The following is a 19,121-nucleotide window of genomic DNA, read 5'->3' on the forward strand; positions in this document are numbered from 1 at the left end:
TTGTTGTGGCGACAGATTCGACTATAAGAGAAGCCCTTGCCATGACCACAGCGCCTTCGAGCCTCGCGCAGCCCGAGCAACCCGCACGACCGTTGACCCGCAATGACTACAAGACTCTGTCGCTGTCCGCCCTCGGCGGGGCGCTGGAGTTCTACGATTTCATCATCTTCGTCTTCTTCGCCACCGTCGTCGGCAAGCTGTTCTTCCCGGCCGACATGCCCGAGTGGCTGCGCTTGATGCAGACCTTCGGCATCTTTGCTGCCGGCTACCTGGCGCGTCCTTTGGGCGGCATCGTCATGGCGCATTTCGGTGACCTGCTGGGGCGCAAGAAGATGTTCACCCTGAGCATTTTCATGATGGCCGTGCCGACCCTGATAATGGGCCTGCTGCCGACCTACGCGCAGATCGGCATCTGGGCGCCGATCCTGTTGCTGCTGATGCGGGTGATCCAGGGCGCGGCGATTGGCGGTGAAGTGCCGGGGGCGTGGGTCTTCGTTTCCGAACACGTACCGCAAAAGCACATCGGTTATGCCTGCGGCACGCTCACCAGCGGCCTGACGGCCGGCATCCTCCTCGGCTCGCTGGTCGCCACGGCGATCAACAGCATTTATACGCCAGCCGAAGTGTCGGATTACGCCTGGCGGATCCCGTTCCTGCTCGGCGGCGTGTTCGGCCTGTTCTCGGTGTACCTGCGTCGCTGGCTGCACGAGACACCGGTCTTCGCCGAACTGCAATTGCGCAAGGCACTGGCCGAAGAAGTGCCGCTGCGCGCAGTACTGCGTGATCATCGCGGCGCCATTGCCATTTCGATGCTGCTGACCTGGCTGCTGTCGGCTGGCGTCGTCGTGGTGATCCTGATGACGCCGACCGTGCTGCAAACGGTCTACCACTTTTCGCCGACCACGGCGCTGCAAGCCAACAGCCTGGCCATCGTGTTCCTCAGCCTCGGCTGCATTGGTGCTGGCGCACTGGCCGACCGCTTCGGCGCCGGCCGCGTCTTCGTCTTTGGCTGCCTCGGCCTGCTGATCAGCTCCTGGACCTTCTATCACAGCCTCGCCGACCACCCCGACTGGCTGTTCCCACTGTACGCGCTGACCGGTCTGCTGGTCGGCACCATCGGCGCGGTGCCGTACGTGATGGTCAAAGCGTTCCCGCCAGTGGTTCGCTTCAGTGGCTTGTCGTTCTCGTACAACGTCGCTTACGCGATCTTCGGTGGCTTGACGCCGATGGTGGTGAGCCTGCTGCTGAAAGAAAGCGCGATGGGGCCTGCTTACTATGTAGCGGTGCTGTGCGGAATGGGGATTGTGGTGGGTGCGTGGCTGTGGAAGAAGGGGCGCTAACGCCTGGGATCTGCTCCACCAATACCGGCCTCTTCGCGAGCAGGCTCGCTCCCACAGTTGGAATGCACTCCATTGTGGGAGCGAGCCTGCTCGCGATTGGGGCAGCACAAATCACTCAGTAAAACCGGATGCTGGCCTTTCATCCAATTGTCATATTTCAGCCATAGAGTGTTCACATGGCCTGCTGATACTTGGCCCCGACTTAACACACCCTATCTGCTAGGAGTAAGGCATGAAACTGAAGCGTTTGATGGCGGCAATGACTTTTGTCGCTGCTGGCGTTGCGACTGCCAACGCGTTCGCCGCTGTTGACCCTGCTATCCCGAGCTACACCAAGACCACTGGTGTGTCGGGCAACCTGTCCAGCGTCGGTTCCGATACCCTGGCCAACCTCATGACCCTGTGGGCTGAGAACTACAAAAAAGAATACCCGAACGTCAACATCCAGATTCAGGCTGCCGGTTCTTCCACCGCGCCACCTGCACTCACCGAAGGCACCGCCAACCTGGGCCCGATGAGCCGCAAGATGAAGGACAACGAGCTGCAGGCTTTCGAACAGAAGTACGGCTACAAGCCGACTGCGATCCCGGTTGCCGTGGATGCCCTGGCCGTGTTCGTGCACAAGGACAACCCGATCAAGCACCTGACCATGGCTCAGGTCGATGCGATCTTCTCCTCGACGCGCCTGTGCGGTGCCAAAGCTGACGTCAAGACCTGGGGTGACCTGGGCGTGACCGGTGACCTGGCCAACAAGCCGGTCCAGCTGTTCGGCCGTAATTCGGTATCCGGGACCTACGGCTACTTCAAGGAAGAAGCACTGTGCAAAGGCGACTACAAGCCAAACGTCAACGAACAACCAGGTTCGGCGTCGGTGGTGCAGTCGATCAGCAGCTCGCTTAACGGCGTCGGCTACTCGGGCATCGGCTACAAGACCGCCAGCGTGAAAACCGTCGCCCTGGCCAAGAAAGAAGGTGGCGAGTTCATCGAAGACACCGAAGAAAACGCCCTGAACGGCAAGTATCCGCTGTCGCGCTTCCTCTACGTTTACGTCAACAAAGCCCCGAACAAGCCTCTGGCCCCGCTGGAAGCCGAGTTCGTAAAACTGGTGCTGTCGAAACAGGGTCAGGAAGTGGTAGTGAAAGACGGTTACATCCCGCTGCCAGCCAAGGTTGCTGCCAAGGCACTGGCTGACCTCGGTCTGCAGGAAGGCGGCGCTGTCGCCAAAAAGTAACACCCTGAGGCCGGCCTGACGCCGGGCTCCTGTGGGAGCGAGCCTGCTCGCGAAGGGGCCGTCACATGCACCATCGATGTGACTGACCCGACGCTTTGACGAGCAGGCACGCTGCCGCAACCACCAAATTCTCGACTCCGCTGCCGGACTTCCGGCTGGCGGATTTGCTGCGTCACTGCACTGTCATCTTTCTGTCATACAGGATCGCTAGGGTGTGCGCATGAATGATCTGGCCAATTCCCCAATGACTACGACTTCCCCTCCCAAGCGCATTGACTTCAATACGCCTGAGCTGCAACGCAAGCGCCGCATCCGCGCGCTCAAGGATCGCTTCACCCGTTGGTACGTCCTCGTCGGCGGCCTGGCCGTGCTCGCGGCCATCACCCTGATTTTCTTCTTCCTCGCCTACGTTGTTGCGCCACTGTTTCAAGGTGCCGACCTGACTGCGAAAGACTCGATCACCCCGGCCTGGATGCAGGACGCCGGCAAGCCGCTGATGATCTCGCTCGAGGAGCAGAATCAGGTGGCCATGCGTGTGTCCGACAAGGGCCAGGCGCTGTTTTTCGATCTCGACAGTGGCGCTGAATTGAGGCGTGTCGATCTGCCGCTGCCTGCGGGCGCCACCGTGACATCGATCGGCGAAGACCAGCCGGGGCATCCGCTGGTGGCCGTGGGCCTGTCCAACGGTCAGGCGCTGGTGTTCCGTCACACTTATAAAGTCAGCTACCCAGACGGCAAGAAAACCATTAGCCCGGCTATCGAGTATCCGTATGGCGAGGCTGCGATCGCCTTGAACGAAAGCGGCGGCGCGCTGGAGCATGTCAGCCTCAACGCTACCGATTCGACCTTGATGCTGGTTGGTTCCACCGGTTCGCAACTCAACGTGCTGTCGCTGACCAGCGAAGAAAACATGATGACCGGCGAAGTCACCAACGAGCAGACGCGCATCGATCTGCCGCAAATGACCGAGCCTGTGAAAAACATCTTCGTCGACCCGCGCCAGCAGTGGCTGTACGTGGTCAACGGTCGTGCCCAGGCCGATGTGTTCAGCCTGCGCGACAAGAGCCTCAACGGGCGCTACAAACTGTTGGAAAATGCCGACGCCGAAGTCACCGCGACCGCGCAACTGGTCGGCGGTATCTCGCTGATCATCGGCGATTCCAAGGGTGGTCTGGCCCAGTGGTTCATGGCCCGTGACACCGATGGCGAACAGCGTCTGAAGCAGATTCGCACGTTCCAGATGGGTACCACACCGATCGTTGAAATCGCTGCCGAAGAACGCCGCAAAGGTTTCCTCGCCCTCGATGCCAGCGGCAAGCTCGGCGTGTTCCACAGCACCGCGCACCGCACGTTGCTGGTTGATCAGGTGGTGGAAGGCCAGGGCCTGTTCGGTCTGTCGCCGCGCGCCAACCGGGTGATCGTTGAAGCCGGCGGCAAGCTGCAACCGCTGCTGCTCGACAACCCGCATCCGGAAGTATCGTGGAGCGCGCTGTGGAGCAAGGTCTGGTACGAGAACTACGACGAGCCTAAATACGTCTGGCAGTCGACCGCAGCCAACACCGATTTCGAACCGAAACTGAGCCTCTCGCCTCTGACCTTCGGCACCCTGAAAGCCGCGTTCTACGCCATGCTGCTGGCGGCACCACTGGCCGTCGCTGCGGCGATCTACACCGCGTACTTCATGGCCCCGGGCATGCGCCGCAAGGTCAAACCGGTGATCGAGCTGATGGAAGCGATGCCGACGGTGATCCTCGGTTTCTTCGCCGGCCTGTTCCTTGCGCCGTATGTCGAGGGCCATCTGCCGGGCATCTTCAGCCTGCTGATGCTGTTGCCGATCGGCATTCTGGTCGCCGGCTTCACCTTCAGCCGCCTGCCCGAGTCGATCCGCCTGAAAGTCCCGGACGGCTGGGAAAGTGCGCTGCTGATTCCGGTGATCCTGTTTGTGGGCTGGCTCTCGCTGTACATGAGCCCGTTCATGGAGAACTGGTTCTTCGGTGGCGACATGCGCATGTGGATTTCCCACGACCTGGGCATCACCTACGACCAGCGCAACGCTCTGGTGGTCGGTCTGGCCATGGGTTTTGCGGTGATCCCGAACATCTACTCGATCGCCGAAGACGCCGTGTTCAGCGTGCCGCGCGGCCTGACCCTGGGTTCGCTGGCACTCGGCGCCACGCCATGGCAGACCATGACTCGCGTGGTGATCCTGACCGCCAGCCCGGGCATCTTCTCGGCGCTGATGATCGGCATGGGCCGTGCGGTCGGCGAAACCATGATCGTGCTCATGGCCACCGGCAACACCCCGGTCATGGAGATGAACCTGTTCGAAGGTCTGCGCACCCTGGCCGCCAACGTCGCGGTGGAAATGCCCGAGTCGGAAGTCGGCGGCAGCCACTACCGCGTGCTGTTCCTCTCGGCGCTGGTGCTGCTGTTGTTCACCTTCGTCATGAACACCCTGGCAGAACTGATTCGTCAGCGTCTGCGCAAGAAATACTCGTCGCTTTAAGCAAAGGTAGAAGTCTGTGAAACAGAACTCCCTGAAAGGATGGTTCAAGAGCGGCGCCCCGGGCGTCTGGATCAGCGGTGGCGCGGTGTCCATCGCGGTCATCATGACCATTGGCCTGTTGGCGGTGATTGCCGTGCGCGGTCTCGGTCACTTCTGGCCGGCGGACCTGATCCACGCGCATTACGACGTACCGGGCCAGGCCAATCACCTGGTGATCGGCGAAGTGGTACAGAAAGAAGAAGTGCCGCGAGCGCGTCTGAAGAGCGCCGGTTTGCCAGTGCCGGACGAAGGTCCGGAATTCATGACCCGCGAGCTGATCAAGGTCGGCAACCGTGACCTGAACGGCAACGACTTCACCTGGATCGTCGGCGAGTGGCTGACCAAGCAGACCACACCGCCGGAGTTGATGGCGATCGAGCGTCGTGAGTGGGGCAACTTCTACGGCTACCTGGTCAACGTCAAACAGGATGGCAAGGTCATCGCCGAAGGCGAGGCCGCATGGCCTGAACTGCAAGCGCGCATCGACCGTGTGAACGATCTTGCTGCTCAGCTGAAAACGCTGGAAAAAACCGACATCGGCGCAATCAATGCCGGCCTCGAACGCATCCGACTGCATGGGCGCAAACTCGAGCTGGAAGGCAAACTCGACGCCACCGCACAAGCGGACATGGAGTCCGAGCGCGCCGAGCTGGATGCGCGGTACAAAGACATCGAAGCACGTCTGTCTGATTTGCATGCTCAGTTCAACCGCGACGCCTTGACCGCCCGTGACGCCAACGGCAAGGAAATCGAAATCGGTCTGGGCAAAGTCGTGCATGCCTACCAGCCAAACGGCATGAGCACGTTGACCAAGGTTGGTTTCTACTTCAGCAAGATCTGGGAATTCCTCTCCGACGATCCGCGTGAAGCCAACACCGAAGGCGGGATCTTCCCGGCGATTTTCGGCACCGTGATGATGACCCTGATCATGGCGATGATCGTCACCCCGTTCGGCGTGCTGGCAGCGGTGTACCTGCGCGAATACGCCAAGCAGAACACCCTGACCCGGGTGATCCGCATCGCGGTGAACAACCTCGCCGGTGTACCGGCGATCGTTTACGGCGTGTTCGGTCTGGGCTTCTTCGTCTACGTGCTGGGTGGCTCGGTCGACCGCTTGTTCTTCCCGGAAGCACTGCCGGCACCGACTTTCGGTACACCGGGCCTGCTCTGGGCCTCGCTGACCCTCGCGTTGCTGGCGGTACCGGTGGTGATCGTGGCGACCGAAGAAGGTCTGGCGCGGATTCCGCGAACCGTGCGTGAAGGTTCGTTGGCCCTCGGCGCGACCAAAGCGGAAACGCTGTGGAAAATCGTTATCCCGATGGCCAGCCCGGCCATGATGACCGGCATGATCCTCGCCGTGGCCCGTGCCGCCGGTGAAGTGGCGCCGCTGATGCTGGTGGGTGTGGTGAAACTGGCGCCGTCGCTGCCGGTGGACGGCAACTACCCGTACCTGCACCTGGACCAGAAGATCATGCACCTGGGCTTCCACATTTATGACGTCGGCTTCCAGAGCCCGAACGTAGAAGCAGCCCGCCCGCTGGTGTACGCCACCGCGTTGTTGCTGGTGCTGGTGATCGCGACGCTGAACCTGTCGGCGGTGTATATCCGCAACCACCTGCGCGAAAAATACAAAGCACTGGACAGCTAAAGCCATTAGCCACAAGCGGCAAGCTACAAGCTACAAGCCGCTTTTGCTCAAACTTGCAGCTTGCAGCCAGAAGCTTGCAGCTACGAACGGAGTGAGACCCCATGCAGCACGAAACACACAGCCACGGCATCAACATGTCTGCCCTGGGCCGCGACAAGCAGAGCCTGGACCTGGCGCAGGAAACCGTCGCGATCGAAGTGCCGGGCCTAAGCCTGTACTACGGCGAGAAACAGGCCCTGTTCGACGTCAGCATGAACATCCCGAAGCAGCGCGTGACCGCGTTCATCGGCCCGTCGGGCTGCGGTAAGTCGACGCTGCTGCGTACCTTCAACCGGATGAACGATCTGGTCGACGGCTGCCGTGTCGAGGGCGCGATCAACCTGTACGGCAACAACATCTATCGCAAGGGCGAAGACGTGGCCGAGCTGCGTCGTCGCGTCGGCATGGTGTTCCAGAAGCCCAACCCGTTCCCGAAGACCATCTACGAAAACGTGGTCTACGGCCTGCGCATCCAGGGCATCAACAAGAAGCGCATCCTCGACGAAGCCGTTGAGTGGGCGTTGAAAGGCGCGGCATTGTGGGACGAGGTCAAAGACCGTCTGCACGACTCGGCCCTCGGCCTGTCCGGTGGGCAGCAACAGCGTCTGGTGATCGCCCGCACCATCGCGGTCGAGCCGGAAGTGCTGCTGCTCGACGAACCGTGCTCCGCTCTCGACCCGATCTCGACGCTGAAAGTCGAGGAGCTGATCTACGAGCTGAAGTCCAAGTTCACCATCGTCATCGTGACCCACAACATGCAACAGGCGGCACGGGTGTCCGACTACACCGCGTTCATGTACATGGGCAAACTGGTGGAATTCGGCGACACCGATACCCTGTTCACCAATCCGGCGAAGAAGCAGACCGAAGACTACATCACCGGTCGATACGGTTAACCGTACAGCCGCGAGCTTCAAGCTGCGAGCGGCAAGTCAAAACGGTTCAGCGTAACGACAAATTTCAGCTTGCAGCTCGTAGCTTGCAGCTCTTGGTTAAAGCTTTTGCGGAGCGAACACAATGATTTCTAAGGAAGGCCTTACCCATCACATTTCCGCGCAGTTCAACGCTGAACTGGAGGAAGTGCGCAGTCACCTGCTTGCCATGGGCGGGCTGGTCGAGAAGCAGGTCAACGACGCGGTCACGGCGCTGATCGAGGCCGACTCCGGCCTGGCTCAGCAGGTCCGTGAGATCGACGACCAGATCAACCAGATGGAACGCAACATCGACGAAGAATGCCTGCGCATTCTTGCCCGTCGTCAGCCGGCGGCATCTGACCTGCGTTTGATCATCAGCATTTCCAAGTCGGTGATCGATCTCGAGCGTATCGGCGACGAAGCCACCAAGATCGCCCGTCGCGCCATCCAGTTGTGCGAAGAAGGTGAAGCCCCGCGCGGTTACGTCGAGGTTCGTCACATTGGCGACCAGGTGCGCAACATGGTGCGCGATGCGCTGGACGCTTTCGCGCGTTTCGATGCCGATCTGGCGTTGTCGGTGGCGCAGTACGACAAGATCATCGACCGCGAATACAAAACCGCCCTGCGCGAGCTGGCTACCTACATGATGGAAGATCCGCGCTCTATCTCGCGCGTGCTGAGCATCATCTGGGTTCTGCGTTCGCTGGAGCGCATCGGCGATCACGCACGCAACATCTCCGAACTGGTGATCTACCTGGTGCGCGGCACCGACGTGCGCCACATGGGCCTCAAGCGCATGAAAGAAGAAGTTGAAGGCACAAGCGCTGAAACCGCTAATGTTCCGGGCGAAGCTGACGATAAGTAAGATTGCCTGAGAAAAGCGCCCGGCCCTCTGGCCGGGCGTTTTTGTTTCTGCTTTTCGTAGGCAGATACGGATCGGAAAGCGAATTAAAAAGCAGCACCCGCGAACGAAAAGTCCCGGCGTGACTGAAGAGTTTTGGCAATGTGCCATCAGCCAGCGTTATGCTTGCCGGGATTTTAATAGGGGTGTTGGATGAGCAAGATCAGTGTGTTGGTCGTGGACGATGCTTCGTTCATTCGTGACCTGGTGAAAAAGTGCCTGCGTAATTACTTCCCGGGGATCCGCACCGAGGACGCCATCAACGGCAAAAAGGCCCAGGCCATGCTGGCCAAAGAGGCCTTCGACCTGGTGCTGTGCGACTGGGAAATGCCGGAAATGTCCGGCCTCGAACTGCTGACCTGGTGCCGCGAGCAGGACAACCTCAAGACCATGCCGTTCGTCATGGTCACCAGCCGTGGCGACAAGGAAAACGTCGTGCAGGCGATTCAGGCCGGCGTTTCCGGCTACGTCAGCAAGCCGTTCACCAACGAGCAACTGCTGACCAAGGTCAAGCAGGCACTGAACAAGGTCGGCAAGCTCGACACCTTGATGAACAGCGCGCCGACCAAGATGAATTCGGCATTCGGCAACGATTCCCTGAGCGCACTGACCGGCGGCAAGCCTGCCGTGGTCGGCGGCGCTGCGGCCAGGCCTGCCGCTGCTGCCCCCGCTCCAGCCGCTGCGCCGTCGCGCGGTTTGCTCAACAGCCCGCCAGTTCAGGCGCCCGGTGCATCCAAGGCGCCGGTGGGCGGTCGTGGTCAGGGCCAGTTGCGCCTGCCGAGCGGTACTCAGCAATGCGTGATCAAGGCCCTGAGCATCAAGGAAGCGCTGCTGGTAGTGAAGCGCACCGAGACCCTGCCGCAGATCCTCGACAGCGCCGTGCTCGATCTGGAGCAGGGCGACAACGCCGAGATCGCGCGCCTCAACGGTTATCTGCACGCCATCGTCGCCCACGAGCAGAAAGCCGACAGCGACTGGCTGCAACTGACCTTCCGCTTTGTCGACCAGGATGCGCAGAAGCTCGACTACATCTCGCGCCTGATCGCCCGGGGCACGGCGCAAAAGCACTTCGTGCCCGGCGCGTAACCGCAGCGGCCCAAAAAGATCGCAGCCTTCGGCAGCTCCTACAGGGGAACGCATTCTCATGTAGGAGCTGCCGAAGGCTGCGATCTTTTGCTTTGTGTGCTGGCCAATTTGAAACATCTGTCGACTACCCTGGTCTGTCTCAGCTGCTAGGCTGATTCCCAGGCCTTCCTTCGACAGACTTTTGCCCATGCTCGCGCGCCTGCTGTTTTTCTGCGGTCTCTGCCTGGCCTCCCAGCTGGCGATGGCCATGACCATCTACAAATCCACCGATGCCAATGGCGTGGTCTCGTACAGCGACCGCCCGAGCAAAGGCGCGAAAGTGTTCGTGTTTCAGGATCGCATGGTCGAGCGCCTCGACCGTCAGGTGTACCTGGACATCAAGAAGCAGAAGGGCGTCGACGTGGTGTTTGCGCGCAACGATCTGTACGCGCCGGTCGAGGTTGCTCTGGCCTTCATCGGTACGAGCAATGTGCGTGGCGCGCCCGCACAGGCGATCCGCCGCGTGCTGCCACCGCGCAGCAAGACTCGGCTGGCGCTGCTGACGGCGATCAGCCGCGACCAGCCGCTGGTGTATTCGCCGCAGTTCCAGTATTCGCTGGGCGACCCCGCAGGCACCGCGCAGAGCTATCGCTATCCGCTGCCCTGGCGTGGCGGGCCGTTTCGCCTGAGCCAGGGCGCCAACGGCCAGTACAGCCACTACGGGCCGAAGAATCGCTACGCCATGGACATCGCCATGCCGGTGGGCACGCCGATCATCGCCGCGCGAGCGGGGGTAGTGGTCAAGACCGAAAATTCCCAGAGTGGACGCGGCACCGATGCCTCCGGCAATTTCGTCCGGGTGCTGCACGACGACGGCACCATGGGCGTGTACCTGCACCTGAAACAGGGTTCGGTGAGCGTGCGCGAAGGCCAGCGGGTCAAGGTCGGCAGCCCGCTGGCGCTATCCGGCAACACCGGCAACAGCAGCGGCCCGCACCTGCATTTCGTGGTGCAGCGCAATACCGGAGAAGGGCTGGTGTCGATTCCCTATCAGTTCAACCAGCCGCTGGGGGCGTTGCCCAACTTTGCGTTGGGCAAACAATAATGAGTTGTCTGGTCTGACGCCTTCGCGAGCAGGCTCGCTCCCACCTTTGGAATGCATATCCATGTGGGAGCGAGCCTGCTCGCGAAAGGCACGGCGCGGTGCCGGGTCAATTGTTCAATCCAGCATCAACACCTTGGCCAGGACAATCTTCGGCCCTTTCATCTTCTTGATGATGATGCGCAGGCCTTCGACTTCCAGTACTTCTTCCTCTTCCGGCACCCGTTTCAGGGTTTCGTAAACCAGCCCGGCGAGGGTTTCCGCTTCGATGTGATCCAGATCGATGCCCAGCAGACGCTCGACCTTGAACAGCGGCGTATCACCACGTACCAGCAGCTTGCCCGGCTGATAGGCAAGGATGCCGCGCTCTGCCTTGCGGTGTTCGTCCTGGATATCGCCGACCAGCACTTCCAGCACGTCTTCCATGGTCAGGTAGCCGATGATGTTGCCGTCAGCCTCCTCGACCACGGCGAAGTGCGAGCCACCCTTGCGGAACTGCTCCAGCAGCTGCGACAGCGGCATGTGCCGCGACACGCGCTCCAGCGGGCGCGTCAGCTCGGCCAGGTTGAACGACTCGGGAATGTGGTCCAGCGCGGCCAGTTCCAGCAGCAGATCCTTGATGTGCAGCAGGCCGACGAACTCCTGACGCTCGCTGTCGTACACCGGATAACGGCTGAACTTGTGGCGACGGAACATCGCCAGGATTTCCTTCAGCGGCGCGTTGAATTCCAGGGTGATCAAATCTTCGCGGGAGTTGGCCCAGTCGACCACTTCCAGCTCGCCCATTTCCACGGCCGAGGCCAGTACGCGCATGCCCTGATCGCTCGGATCCTGGCCACGGCTGGAGTGCAGAATCAGTTTCAGTTCTTCGCGGCTGTAATGGTGCTCATGGTGCGGGCCGGGTTCACCTTGCCCGGCGATACGCAGAATCGCGTTGGCGCTGGCGTTGAGCAGGTAGATCGCCGGGTACATCGCCCAGTAGAACAGGTACAGCGGCACCGCCGTCCACAGCGACAAAAGCTCCGGTTTGCGGATTGCCCACGACTTGGGCGCCAGCTCGCCGACCACGATGTGCAAGTACGAAATGATGAAGAACGCGGTGAAGAACGACACGCCTTTGATGATCTCTGGCGAATCGACGCCGACGGCGCTCAGCAGCGGTTCGAGAATGTGTGCGAACGCCGGCTCACCGACCCAGCCCAGGCCAAGGGAGGCGAGGGTAATGCCGAGCTGGCACGCCGACAGGTAGGCATCGAGCTGACTGTGCACGGTGCGCAGGATATGTCCGCGCCAGCCATGTTGTTCAGCGATGGCCTCGACCCGGGTCGAGCGTAATTTGACCATGGCGAATTCCGCCGCAACGAAAAAGCCGTTGAGCAAAACCAGGATCAGAGCAAAAAGGATCATGCCGAAGTCGGCGAAAATGGTAGCGAGGGACAAGCCAGGGGAAGGGTCCATGATGGAGTTTTGCGGGTTCCGTGTGATTCGAAAGTGGGGAGAAACAGCGCCTGAAAGGCAGGCACAAGTCAGCCAATGTAGCGGCTGACCGTGCGATTGCCTAGTGGCGTGTGCCGGGCGGCATCACTCGGTGGCGCTGATGGCCCGTGCGCTGGCCACCTGGGCCGGGGCGAAATGGCAGGTGAACGTGCTGCCATGACCGGGCACGCTGCTGATTTCCATCCGCGCACGGTGGCGCAGCAGCACGTGCTTGACGATGGCCAGGCCGAGGCCGGTGCCGCCGGTATTGGAATTGCGACTGGAGTCGACACGGTAGAAACGTTCGGTCAGGCGCGGCAGGTGTTTGCTGTCGATACCGATGCCGGAATCCTGCACGCTCAGGTGCGCGCCTTGCTCGTCGCCCCACCAGCGAATGCGGATGTTGCCCTCGGCCGGGGTGTACTTGACCGCGTTGAACACCAGATTGGAGAACGCACTGCGCAGTTCTGCCTCGCTGCCCTTGAGCAACACTCCGGCATTGGCCTCAAGGCTGATGCGCTGGTTTTTCGCCCCGGACAACTGCTGCGCATCGCTGGTGATCGATTGCAGCAGTGTGTCGATCTGCACCGGCTGGTTGTCCGACGGGTAGTCGGTGGCTTCCAGCTTGGCCAGCAGCAACAGGTCGTTGAGCAGCGTCTGCATGCGCCCGCCCTGTTGCTGCATCTGCTGTAGCGCCCGGCTCCAGCGCGGGTTCACTTCTTCGACGTTGTCGAGCAGGGTTTCCAGATAGCCGCAGATCACCGTCAGCGGTGTGCGCAGCTCGTGGGAGACGTTGGCGATGAAATCCTTGCGCATCTGTTCCAGTTGATGAATGCGTGTGACATCGCGGACCAGCATCAGGTGTTCATTGTTGCCGTAGCGGGTCAGGTACAGCTGAATGCGCACGCGATCATTGGTCGGCGAAGGGATTTCCAGTGGTTCGGCGAAGCTGTCCTGCTCGAAGTATTCCTTGAAGCGTGGATGGCGCACCAGGTTGGTCACCGGCTGCCCGCTGTCCTGCGGAGTCTTCAAACCGAGCAGGGTTTCGGCGGCGCGGTTCCACCATTCGAGGTTGCCGTCGCTGTCGAGCATGATGACCGCGTCTTTCAGTGCGGCGGTGGATTCCTGAACCCGGTCGATCACCGCTTGCAGACGCCCGCGCACCCGTTGGTCGCGGCGTTGCAGGTGATAGATGCTGTCGAACACCTCACCCCACAGGCCATAGCCATCGGGCGGCGCTTCGTCGGGTTGATGCTGGCGCAGCCATTCGTGCAGACGCAGCAATTGCTTGAGCGTCCAGGCCAGATAAAGACCCAGACCCGCCGCGAGACTCCAGCCGTAATAGCCGGTGATCAGACCGATCACCAGGCAGGCGGTGACCAGCAACAGCATGTGGCGAATCAGGGTGCCATGCCAGTTTTGATTCACAGAGGCGTCCTTAACCGCAGCTTCAAGTTTCAAGCGGCAAGCTTCAGGCTAACGCGGATCGGCTGTTACTTGCCGCTTGTAGCTGAAAGCTTGCAGCTGCTTTTTTACGCTTTTGTGGAGAACCGATAACCGGTGCCGCGCACGGTTTGTACCAGATTTTCGTAAGCGTCGCCGAGGGCCTTGCGCAGGCGCCGGATGTGCACGTCAACGGTGCGCTCTTCGACATAGACGTTGCCGCCCCAGACCTGGTCAAGCAACTGGCCACGGGTGTAGGCGCGTTCCTGATGAGTCATGAAGAATTGCAGCAGGCGGTATTCGGTCGGGCCCATCTCGGCGGGTTTGCCGTCGATGGTCACGCGGTGGCTGATAGGGTCGAGCAGCAGGCCACCGACTTCGATCGGCGCTTCACCATCGGTCGGTCCGGCGCGGCGCAGCACGGCCTTGAGGCGGGCGACCAGTTCGCGCGGCGAAAACGGTTTGGTGATGTAGTCGTCGGCGCCGACTTCCAGGCCCTGGATCTTGTTGTCCTCTTCGCCCTTGGCGGTGAGCATGATGATCGGGATGTCCCCGGTCAGCTCGTCACGCTTGAGGCGCCGGGCCAGTTCGATGCCCGAGGTGCCGGGCAGCATCCAGTCGAGCAGGATCAGGTCCGGTTTGCGGTCGACGATGATGGCGTGGGCCTGCTGTGAATTCTCTGCCTCGAGGCAGTCATAGCCGGCCATTTCCAACGCCACGGCGATCATTTCGCGAATGGGCGCTTCGTCGTCGACGATCAGAATGCTCCTGCCAACCATGCCTTAATCCTCTTGTCATTTAACTGTCTTGCGCCGCATTAGATAACGGAATTATTGCAGTCGTGTGACAGTATTTCAGGCTGGCAACATTTGCACCCATCCTCGACTAAGCTCTAAGTCCGAATCCTGACAACCACAAAAGAAGGTTTCCATGACTCAGATGACTGCTTCTTTCAAAGCCCTGCTGATGGCCGCCGCCCTGACATTGCCGGGGCTGGCCATGGCGGCCGATCCGGCAATGGAAAAGGACGGCATGTACACCGACCACAAGGGCATGACCCTGTACACCTTTGCCAAGGACTCCGCTGGCAAGTCCGCGTGCAACGACAAGTGCGCGGCAAACTGGCCGCCGTTGATGGCGCAGGCGGGTGACAAATCCATGGGCGACTGGACGGTGATCAAGCGTGACGACGGCACGATGCAATGGGCCTACCAGGGCATGCCGCTGTACACCTTCGTGATGGACAAAAAGGCCGGCGACATGACCGGCGACGGCAAAATGGACGGCGCCTGGAAAGTCGCCAAGGCCAAATAACCACAAACCCCCCTGTGGGAGCGGGCTTGCTCGCGAAAAGCGTTGTGTCAGTTATCGCAGAGGTGACTGACATGGCGACTTCGCGAGCAAGCCCGCTCCCACAGGTGTCATGTATCAGCGCAATGCGTAATCCAGCACGATCCCGACAAATATCGCCAACCCTGCCCAGTGGTTATGCAAAAACGCCTGGAAGCAGCGCATGCGGTCTTTGCTGCGCGTGTACCAGAACTCCCACGCATAACACCCCGCAGCTACCAGCAAGCCGAGGTGGAACCAGATCCCCAGCTCGAACTTCGACCCGGCCAGAATCAGACAGACCAGCGACAATGCCTGCAAGCTGAGGATGATCACCCGATCCGCTTCGCCAAACAGAATCGCCGTGGATTTCACGCCGATCTTCAGGTCGTCATCGCGGTCGGTCATTGCGTAATAAGTGTCGTAGCCCACTGTCCACAGCAAATTGGCGATCCACAGCAGCCACGCCGCCGCCGGCAATTCTCCGGTCTCAGCGGTGAAGGCCATCGGCATGCCCCAGGAAAACGCCGCCCCCAGCACCACTTGCGGGTAGTAGGTGTAGCGCTTCATGAACGGATAAGTGAATGCCAGCGCCAGACCGCCCAGCGACAGCCAGATCGTCGGTGCGTTGGTGCACAGCACCAGCAGAAAACTGATGCCCATCAGCACGGCAAAGAACACCAGCGCTTCCTTGGAGCTGATCCGGCCAGCGGCGAGCGGCCGTTGCGCGGTGCGTTTGACGTGGCCGTCGACCTTGCGGTCGGCCCAGTCGTTGATCACGCAACCACCGGCACGGGTCAACACCACGCCGAGGACGAAGATGACGATGTTGGCCAGCGACGGCGAGCCCTTGCCGGCAATCCACAACGCCCACAGCGTCGGCCACAGCAGCAGGTAAATGCCGATCGGCTTATCCATGCGCGTCAACTGAACGAAATCCCAAGCGCGCGGGTTCAGACGGTTGAGGGACTTGAGCAGGCTCTGATACATCAGCAGTTCTCCGGATGGGCGCGGACGGCGTCCCACAGGCTCGGCAGGAAAATTTCCGCGACCAGCACGCTCAGCGCGCCACGGTCGAAACGCGAACGCCGGCCCCACAGCTCAGGGGCTTTCACCGCTGGCGGGAGCCATTGTTCAGGGTAGTGGCAGACTTCAATGGCGCGGCGCTGGAACGCCTGATCGCAAAACAGCAACTCGCCCAGCGAGCGGCTGCCCAGTTCATCCATGTGCAAACCGTCACCTTGCAGGGCCGCCCGCGAGGCGACGCTGCGGGCAAACACCCAGGCCTCGCCGTGGCCGCGCAAATACACCTCACGGACCCAGCCTTCGCTGCCCTCGGCCAGCTCCAGTGCCGCGCACTCATCAGCGCGCAGGGTGTCCCAGCCTTCGAACAGCGGCGATACACTGAAGCCGTCCTCGGACAAACGGGTCAAACGGCGGGTCAGTGAACCTTCGTCGAACAACCAGTCGAGGGTCAACGGATCGGGGCGGGGCGTCAGGCAGTCCTGGGTCAGCCAGAGCGGGGCGGGGCAGGCATTTGAATGTTGCACAATGAGTCATTATTGGCCGCAAATGAGGCGGCGAGCTTACCATGGCGGGCGACAAGATCGAGCGGCGCCGGCCGCCGTTGCGCCGAACAGGCTTGCATCTGCCCGGCACCCTCAGTACAAAACGCCCTGAGCCGGATGGCAACGCTGCACCCATCGACCGTCCGCGCCGGCACTACGCCTGAACCCTGAGGAAGTACCTGAATGAAGAAGTGGCAATGTATCGTCTGTGGCCTGATCTATAACGAAGCCGATGGCTGGCCGGATGACGGCATCGCGCCGGGCACCCGCTGGGAAGACGTACCGGCAGACTGGCTGTGCCCCGACTGCGGCGTCGGCAAAATGGACTTCGAAATGATTGAAATCAACTAAGCAAACAGAGGAGTAAGGCATGAGCGCACCAGTCGTCATCATCGGCACCGGACTTGCGGGCTACAACCTGGCCCGCGAGTTTCGCAAGCTCGACAGCGAAACCCCGTTGTTGCTGATCACCGCCGATGACGGCCGCTCTTACTCCAAGCCGATGCTCTCCACCGGTTTCGGCAAGAACAAGGACGCCGACGGCCTGAGCATGGCCGAACCCGGCGCCATGGCCGAACAGTTGAAAGCCGAGGTGCGCACCCACACGCGCATCAGCGGCATCGACGCCGGCCACAAGCGCTTGTGGATCGGCGAAGAAGCCGTGCCCTATCGCGATCTGATCCTGGCCTGGGGCGCGGAAACCGTGCGCGTGCCGATCGAAGGTGACGGCGCAGAACTGGTATTCCCGATCAACGATCTTGAAGACTACGCGCGCTTCCGTGCCGCAGCAGCGGGCAAGCGTCGGGTGTTGTTGCTCGGCGCCGGGCTGATCGGCTGCGAATTCGCCAATGACCTGATTCTCGGCGGCTACGAAGTTCAACTGGTCGCGCCGTGCGAACAGGTGATGCCAATGCTCTTGCATCCAGCTGCGGCGGCGGCCGTGCAGGCCGGGCTGGAAAGTATCGGGGCGAAGTTTCACCTCGGCCCGGTGCTGACCCGGCTGGAGAAAGTCGCCGATGGCCTGGAAGCGCACCTGTCCGACGGCCAGATCATCCCGTGCGATGTGGTGGTCTCGGCGATCGGTCTGCGCCCGCGCATCGATCTGGCGGCGGCTGCCGGCGTGCAGGTCAATCGCGGCGTGATGGTCGATCGTTACCTGAAAACCTCCCACGCCAACATTTACGCCTTGGGCGATTGCGCCGAAGTCGACGGGCTCAACCTGCTTTACGTGATGCCGCTAATGAGTTGCGCACGCGCGCTGGCGCAAACTCTCGCCGGAAACCCGACCGCAGTCAGCTACGGGCCGATGCCGATCACCGTGAAAACCCCGGTGTGCCCGCTGGTGGTGTCGCCGCCGCCTCGGGGCAGCGAAGGCATGTGGAGCGTCGAAGGGCAGGGTGCCGACATCAAAGCGCTGTGCCACAGTGCCGACGGTCAGTTGCTCGGTTACGCCCTGACCGGCGGGGCGGTCATGGAAAAACTGGCCCTGAACAAACAGCTGCCGCCGCTGCTGGCGTAAATGCCGGTCGTTCTGTCGTAAACACCGCTCTTTTGCCCCGACAAAGGTCGTGGGGAGACTGGCGCCGCCGTTGGCGGCGTGCCATTCTCACTCCCGTCTGCCGCAGAGTAGAGCCTGCGGCGCCTTGGGCGCTGTTCCAACGAGAACAGCACGGACATAACAACAAAAAACCGTCAAAGGGGCTTCACTAATGCGTAAACCAGAACTCGCCGCTGCAATCGCCGAAAAGGCAGACCTGACCAAAGAACAGGCCAACCGCGTCCTCAACGCCGTCCTCGAAGAAATCACCGGCGCCCTGCACCGCAAGGACAGCGTGACGCTGGTCGGCTTCGGCACCTTCCTGCAACGCCACCGCGGCGCCCGCACCGGCAAAAACCCGCAGACCGGCGAACCGGTCAAGATCAAGGCCAGCAACACCGTGGCGTTCAAGCCAGGCAAATCGTTGAAAGACAGCGTCAATCCTTGATGGCGGCGTGCTCCCCTGAATGACGGGGAGAACCGCAAATGAAAAATGGGCACACCGATTGCGGTCGGGTGCCCATTTTTTGTACGTCTGCTATCCGTCCGGATATTTAATGGCTATCCGTAGGTAGCCAAAACCATATGGGCAAAGTCTCTCTTGCTTAATTTCTGCTCGGTATTCTGAAGGTGATATGCACGCCATGCCGATTCAAGCATTGCCCCGTCGAATTCTCCGTCCGTAGCGATATAGGTAGTGGCGTCGTCCCTTACAGCTTGCACATAGTGCTTCGAAAGGCTTTTGATTTCTTCCGACGTCGTATAAAACGGCACGGTTGTTGTGAAGAGCAACATAGCCCCCGTTGATGATAATGGGCCTTTAAACATGCAAATTTTTGCAATGCACATTTCAGCCGGAACAGAGGTGCTGATAAAAAGCAAAATTAAGGCTGGAACCGTGATCCGTTTTTTTAAAAAGCTAGTGCCCATGTCTAATTGAACTCCTTGTCCTAAATTGCGCCGCCAGGCGCACTGCGTGTCTT

The 19,121-nt window shown here is 60.8% G+C and carries 18 protein-coding genes; 12 read left to right on the top strand and 6 right to left on the bottom strand.

Annotation, left to right across the window (positions count from 1 at the left end; translation table 11 throughout):
• The first annotated feature begins 41 nt into the window (after nucleotides 1-41).
• The 8 genes from AC4IHP_RS01055 to AC4IHP_RS01090 all read left to right on the top strand — a co-directional run bounded on the left by AC4IHP_RS01055 (nucleotide 42) and on the right by AC4IHP_RS01090 (nucleotide 10,788).
• Nucleotides 42-1,340: an MFS transporter gene (locus AC4IHP_RS01055; protein WP_073470879.1), complete on the top strand. Its 1,299-nt coding sequence runs from the start codon at nucleotides 42-44 to the stop codon at nucleotides 1,338-1,340.
• A 232-nt stretch (nucleotides 1,341-1,572) separates the two neighbouring features.
• Nucleotides 1,573-2,571 (top strand): phosphate ABC transporter substrate-binding protein PstS, encoded by a 999-nt coding sequence (locus tag AC4IHP_RS01060; protein WP_016772480.1) that lies wholly within the window; start codon nucleotides 1,573-1,575, stop codon nucleotides 2,569-2,571.
• A 220-nt stretch (nucleotides 2,572-2,791) separates the two neighbouring features.
• On the top strand, nucleotides 2,792-5,077 hold the full coding sequence (locus tag AC4IHP_RS01065) for an ABC transporter permease subunit (protein WP_460122391.1): 2,286 nt from the start codon (nucleotides 2,792-2,794) through the stop codon (nucleotides 5,075-5,077).
• 16 nt (nucleotides 5,078-5,093) lie between these two features.
• Complete coding sequence (pstA, locus tag AC4IHP_RS01070) at nucleotides 5,094-6,764, top strand: phosphate ABC transporter permease PstA (protein WP_016772481.1); 1,671 nt, start codon at nucleotides 5,094-5,096, stop codon at nucleotides 6,762-6,764.
• A 101-nt stretch (nucleotides 6,765-6,865) separates the two neighbouring features.
• The gene (pstB, locus tag AC4IHP_RS01075) at nucleotides 6,866-7,699 is read left to right on the top strand and encodes a phosphate ABC transporter ATP-binding protein PstB (protein WP_016772482.1); all 834 of its coding nucleotides are present in this window, start codon (nucleotides 6,866-6,868) and stop codon (nucleotides 7,697-7,699) included.
• A gap of 121 nt (nucleotides 7,700-7,820) precedes the next feature.
• A complete protein-coding gene (phoU, locus tag AC4IHP_RS01080; RefSeq protein ID WP_016772483.1) occupies nucleotides 7,821-8,582 on the top strand; it encodes a phosphate signaling complex protein PhoU in 762 nt (253 codons plus the stop codon).
• Nucleotides 8,583-8,771: 189 nt separating this feature from the next.
• The gene (locus AC4IHP_RS01085; RefSeq protein ID WP_041476598.1) at nucleotides 8,772-9,704 is read left to right on the top strand and encodes a response regulator; all 933 of its coding nucleotides are present in this window, start codon (nucleotides 8,772-8,774) and stop codon (nucleotides 9,702-9,704) included.
• Nucleotides 9,705-9,891: 187 nt separating this feature from the next.
• Nucleotides 9,892-10,788: a peptidoglycan DD-metalloendopeptidase family protein gene (locus AC4IHP_RS01090; protein WP_490830671.1), complete on the top strand. Its 897-nt coding sequence runs from the start codon at nucleotides 9,892-9,894 to the stop codon at nucleotides 10,786-10,788.
• A 114-nt stretch (nucleotides 10,789-10,902) separates the two neighbouring features.
• On the opposite strand, the gene AC4IHP_RS01095 is transcribed toward AC4IHP_RS01090, so the two are convergent.
• From AC4IHP_RS01095 to phoB, 3 genes are all read right to left on the bottom strand, one after another.
• The gene (locus AC4IHP_RS01095; RefSeq protein ID WP_016772486.1) at nucleotides 10,903-12,243 is read right to left on the bottom strand and encodes a hemolysin family protein; all 1,341 of its coding nucleotides are present in this window, start codon (nucleotides 12,241-12,243) and stop codon (nucleotides 10,903-10,905) included.
• A 123-nt stretch (nucleotides 12,244-12,366) separates the two neighbouring features.
• Nucleotides 12,367-13,653: a phosphate regulon sensor histidine kinase PhoR gene (phoR, locus tag AC4IHP_RS01100; protein ID WP_189691472.1), complete on the bottom strand. Its 1,287-nt coding sequence runs from the start codon at nucleotides 13,651-13,653 to the stop codon at nucleotides 12,367-12,369.
• Nucleotides 13,654-13,793: 140 nt separating this feature from the next.
• Complete coding sequence (gene phoB / locus AC4IHP_RS01105; protein ID WP_007896474.1) at nucleotides 13,794-14,483, bottom strand: phosphate regulon transcriptional regulator PhoB; 690 nt, start codon at nucleotides 14,481-14,483, stop codon at nucleotides 13,794-13,796.
• A 151-nt stretch (nucleotides 14,484-14,634) separates the two neighbouring features.
• On the opposite strand from phoB, the gene AC4IHP_RS01110 reads away from it, so the two are divergent.
• Complete coding sequence (locus AC4IHP_RS01110) at nucleotides 14,635-15,018, top strand: COG4315 family predicted lipoprotein (RefSeq protein ID WP_252877130.1); 384 nt, start codon at nucleotides 14,635-14,637, stop codon at nucleotides 15,016-15,018.
• Between the two features lie 114 nt (nucleotides 15,019-15,132).
• Here AC4IHP_RS01110 and ubiA read toward each other — a convergent pair whose 3' ends face one another.
• Both ubiA and AC4IHP_RS01120 read right to left on the bottom strand, forming a co-directional pair.
• Entirely contained in the window at nucleotides 15,133-16,023 is an 891-nt protein-coding gene (gene ubiA / locus AC4IHP_RS01115; RefSeq protein ID WP_490830672.1) for a 4-hydroxybenzoate octaprenyltransferase, read from the bottom strand.
• The gene (locus AC4IHP_RS01120) at nucleotides 16,023-16,583 is read right to left on the bottom strand and encodes a chorismate--pyruvate lyase family protein (RefSeq protein ID WP_490830673.1); all 561 of its coding nucleotides are present in this window, start codon (nucleotides 16,581-16,583) and stop codon (nucleotides 16,023-16,025) included. The genes ubiA and AC4IHP_RS01120 overlap by 1 nt, the downstream gene beginning before the upstream one ends.
• A 201-nt stretch (nucleotides 16,584-16,784) precedes the next feature.
• Between AC4IHP_RS01120 and AC4IHP_RS01125 the strand changes: the two genes are divergently transcribed.
• The 3 genes from AC4IHP_RS01125 (at nucleotide 16,785) to AC4IHP_RS01135 (ending at nucleotide 18,586) form a co-directional block, all read left to right on the top strand.
• Nucleotides 16,785-16,952 (top strand): rubredoxin, encoded by a 168-nt coding sequence (locus tag AC4IHP_RS01125; protein WP_003177199.1) that lies wholly within the window; start codon nucleotides 16,785-16,787, stop codon nucleotides 16,950-16,952.
• Between the two features lie 19 nt (nucleotides 16,953-16,971).
• Entirely contained in the window at nucleotides 16,972-18,120 is a 1,149-nt protein-coding gene (locus AC4IHP_RS01130; protein WP_460122382.1) for an NAD(P)/FAD-dependent oxidoreductase, read from the top strand.
• Nucleotides 18,121-18,310: 190 nt separating this feature from the next.
• Complete coding sequence (locus AC4IHP_RS01135; RefSeq protein ID WP_003213368.1) at nucleotides 18,311-18,586, top strand: HU family DNA-binding protein; 276 nt, start codon at nucleotides 18,311-18,313, stop codon at nucleotides 18,584-18,586.
• Between the two features lie 113 nt (nucleotides 18,587-18,699).
• Here AC4IHP_RS01135 and AC4IHP_RS01140 read toward each other — a convergent pair whose 3' ends face one another.
• Complete coding sequence (locus AC4IHP_RS01140; protein ID WP_253497278.1) at nucleotides 18,700-19,068, bottom strand: DUF2388 domain-containing protein; 369 nt, start codon at nucleotides 19,066-19,068, stop codon at nucleotides 18,700-18,702.
• Nucleotides 19,069-19,121: the final 53 nt, after the last annotated feature.

The organism is Pseudomonas sp. UF-293 (assembly GCF_058245595.1).

Excerpts from the sequence above, each read along its gene's own strand:
- AC4IHP_RS01095 (WP_016772486.1), bottom strand. The coding sequence starts at position 12,243 with ATGGACCCTTCCCCTGGCTTGTCCCTCGCTACCATTTTCGCCGACTTC.
- AC4IHP_RS01065 (WP_460122391.1), top strand. The coding sequence starts at position 2,792 with ATGAATGATCTGGCCAATTCCCCAATGACTACGACTTCCCCTCCCAAG.
- AC4IHP_RS01055 (WP_073470879.1), top strand. The coding sequence starts at position 42 with ATGACCACAGCGCCTTCGAGCCTCGCGCAGCCCGAGCAACCCGCACGA.
- AC4IHP_RS01110 (WP_252877130.1), top strand. The coding sequence starts at position 14,635 with ATGACTCAGATGACTGCTTCTTTCAAAGCCCTGCTGATGGCCGCCGCC.
- phoR (WP_189691472.1), bottom strand. The coding sequence starts at position 13,653 with ATGCTGTTGCTGGTCACCGCCTGCCTGGTGATCGGTCTGATCACCGGC.
- AC4IHP_RS01130 (WP_460122382.1), top strand. The coding sequence starts at position 16,972 with ATGAGCGCACCAGTCGTCATCATCGGCACCGGACTTGCGGGCTACAAC.
- phoB (WP_007896474.1), bottom strand. The coding sequence starts at position 14,483 with ATGGTTGGCAGGAGCATTCTGATCGTCGACGACGAAGCGCCCATTCGC.
- AC4IHP_RS01060 (WP_016772480.1), top strand. The coding sequence starts at position 1,573 with ATGAAACTGAAGCGTTTGATGGCGGCAATGACTTTTGTCGCTGCTGGC.
- pstB (WP_016772482.1), top strand. The coding sequence starts at position 6,866 with ATGCAGCACGAAACACACAGCCACGGCATCAACATGTCTGCCCTGGGC.
- AC4IHP_RS01090 (WP_490830671.1), top strand. The coding sequence starts at position 9,892 with ATGCTCGCGCGCCTGCTGTTTTTCTGCGGTCTCTGCCTGGCCTCCCAG.
- AC4IHP_RS01085 (WP_041476598.1), top strand. The coding sequence starts at position 8,772 with ATGAGCAAGATCAGTGTGTTGGTCGTGGACGATGCTTCGTTCATTCGT.
- ubiA (WP_490830672.1), bottom strand. The coding sequence starts at position 16,023 with ATGTATCAGAGCCTGCTCAAGTCCCTCAACCGTCTGAACCCGCGCGCT.
- AC4IHP_RS01140 (WP_253497278.1), bottom strand. The coding sequence starts at position 19,068 with ATGGGCACTAGCTTTTTAAAAAAACGGATCACGGTTCCAGCCTTAATT.
- AC4IHP_RS01125 (WP_003177199.1), top strand. The coding sequence starts at position 16,785 with ATGAAGAAGTGGCAATGTATCGTCTGTGGCCTGATCTATAACGAAGCC.
- phoU (WP_016772483.1), top strand. The coding sequence starts at position 7,821 with ATGATTTCTAAGGAAGGCCTTACCCATCACATTTCCGCGCAGTTCAAC.
- AC4IHP_RS01135 (WP_003213368.1), top strand. The coding sequence starts at position 18,311 with ATGCGTAAACCAGAACTCGCCGCTGCAATCGCCGAAAAGGCAGACCTG.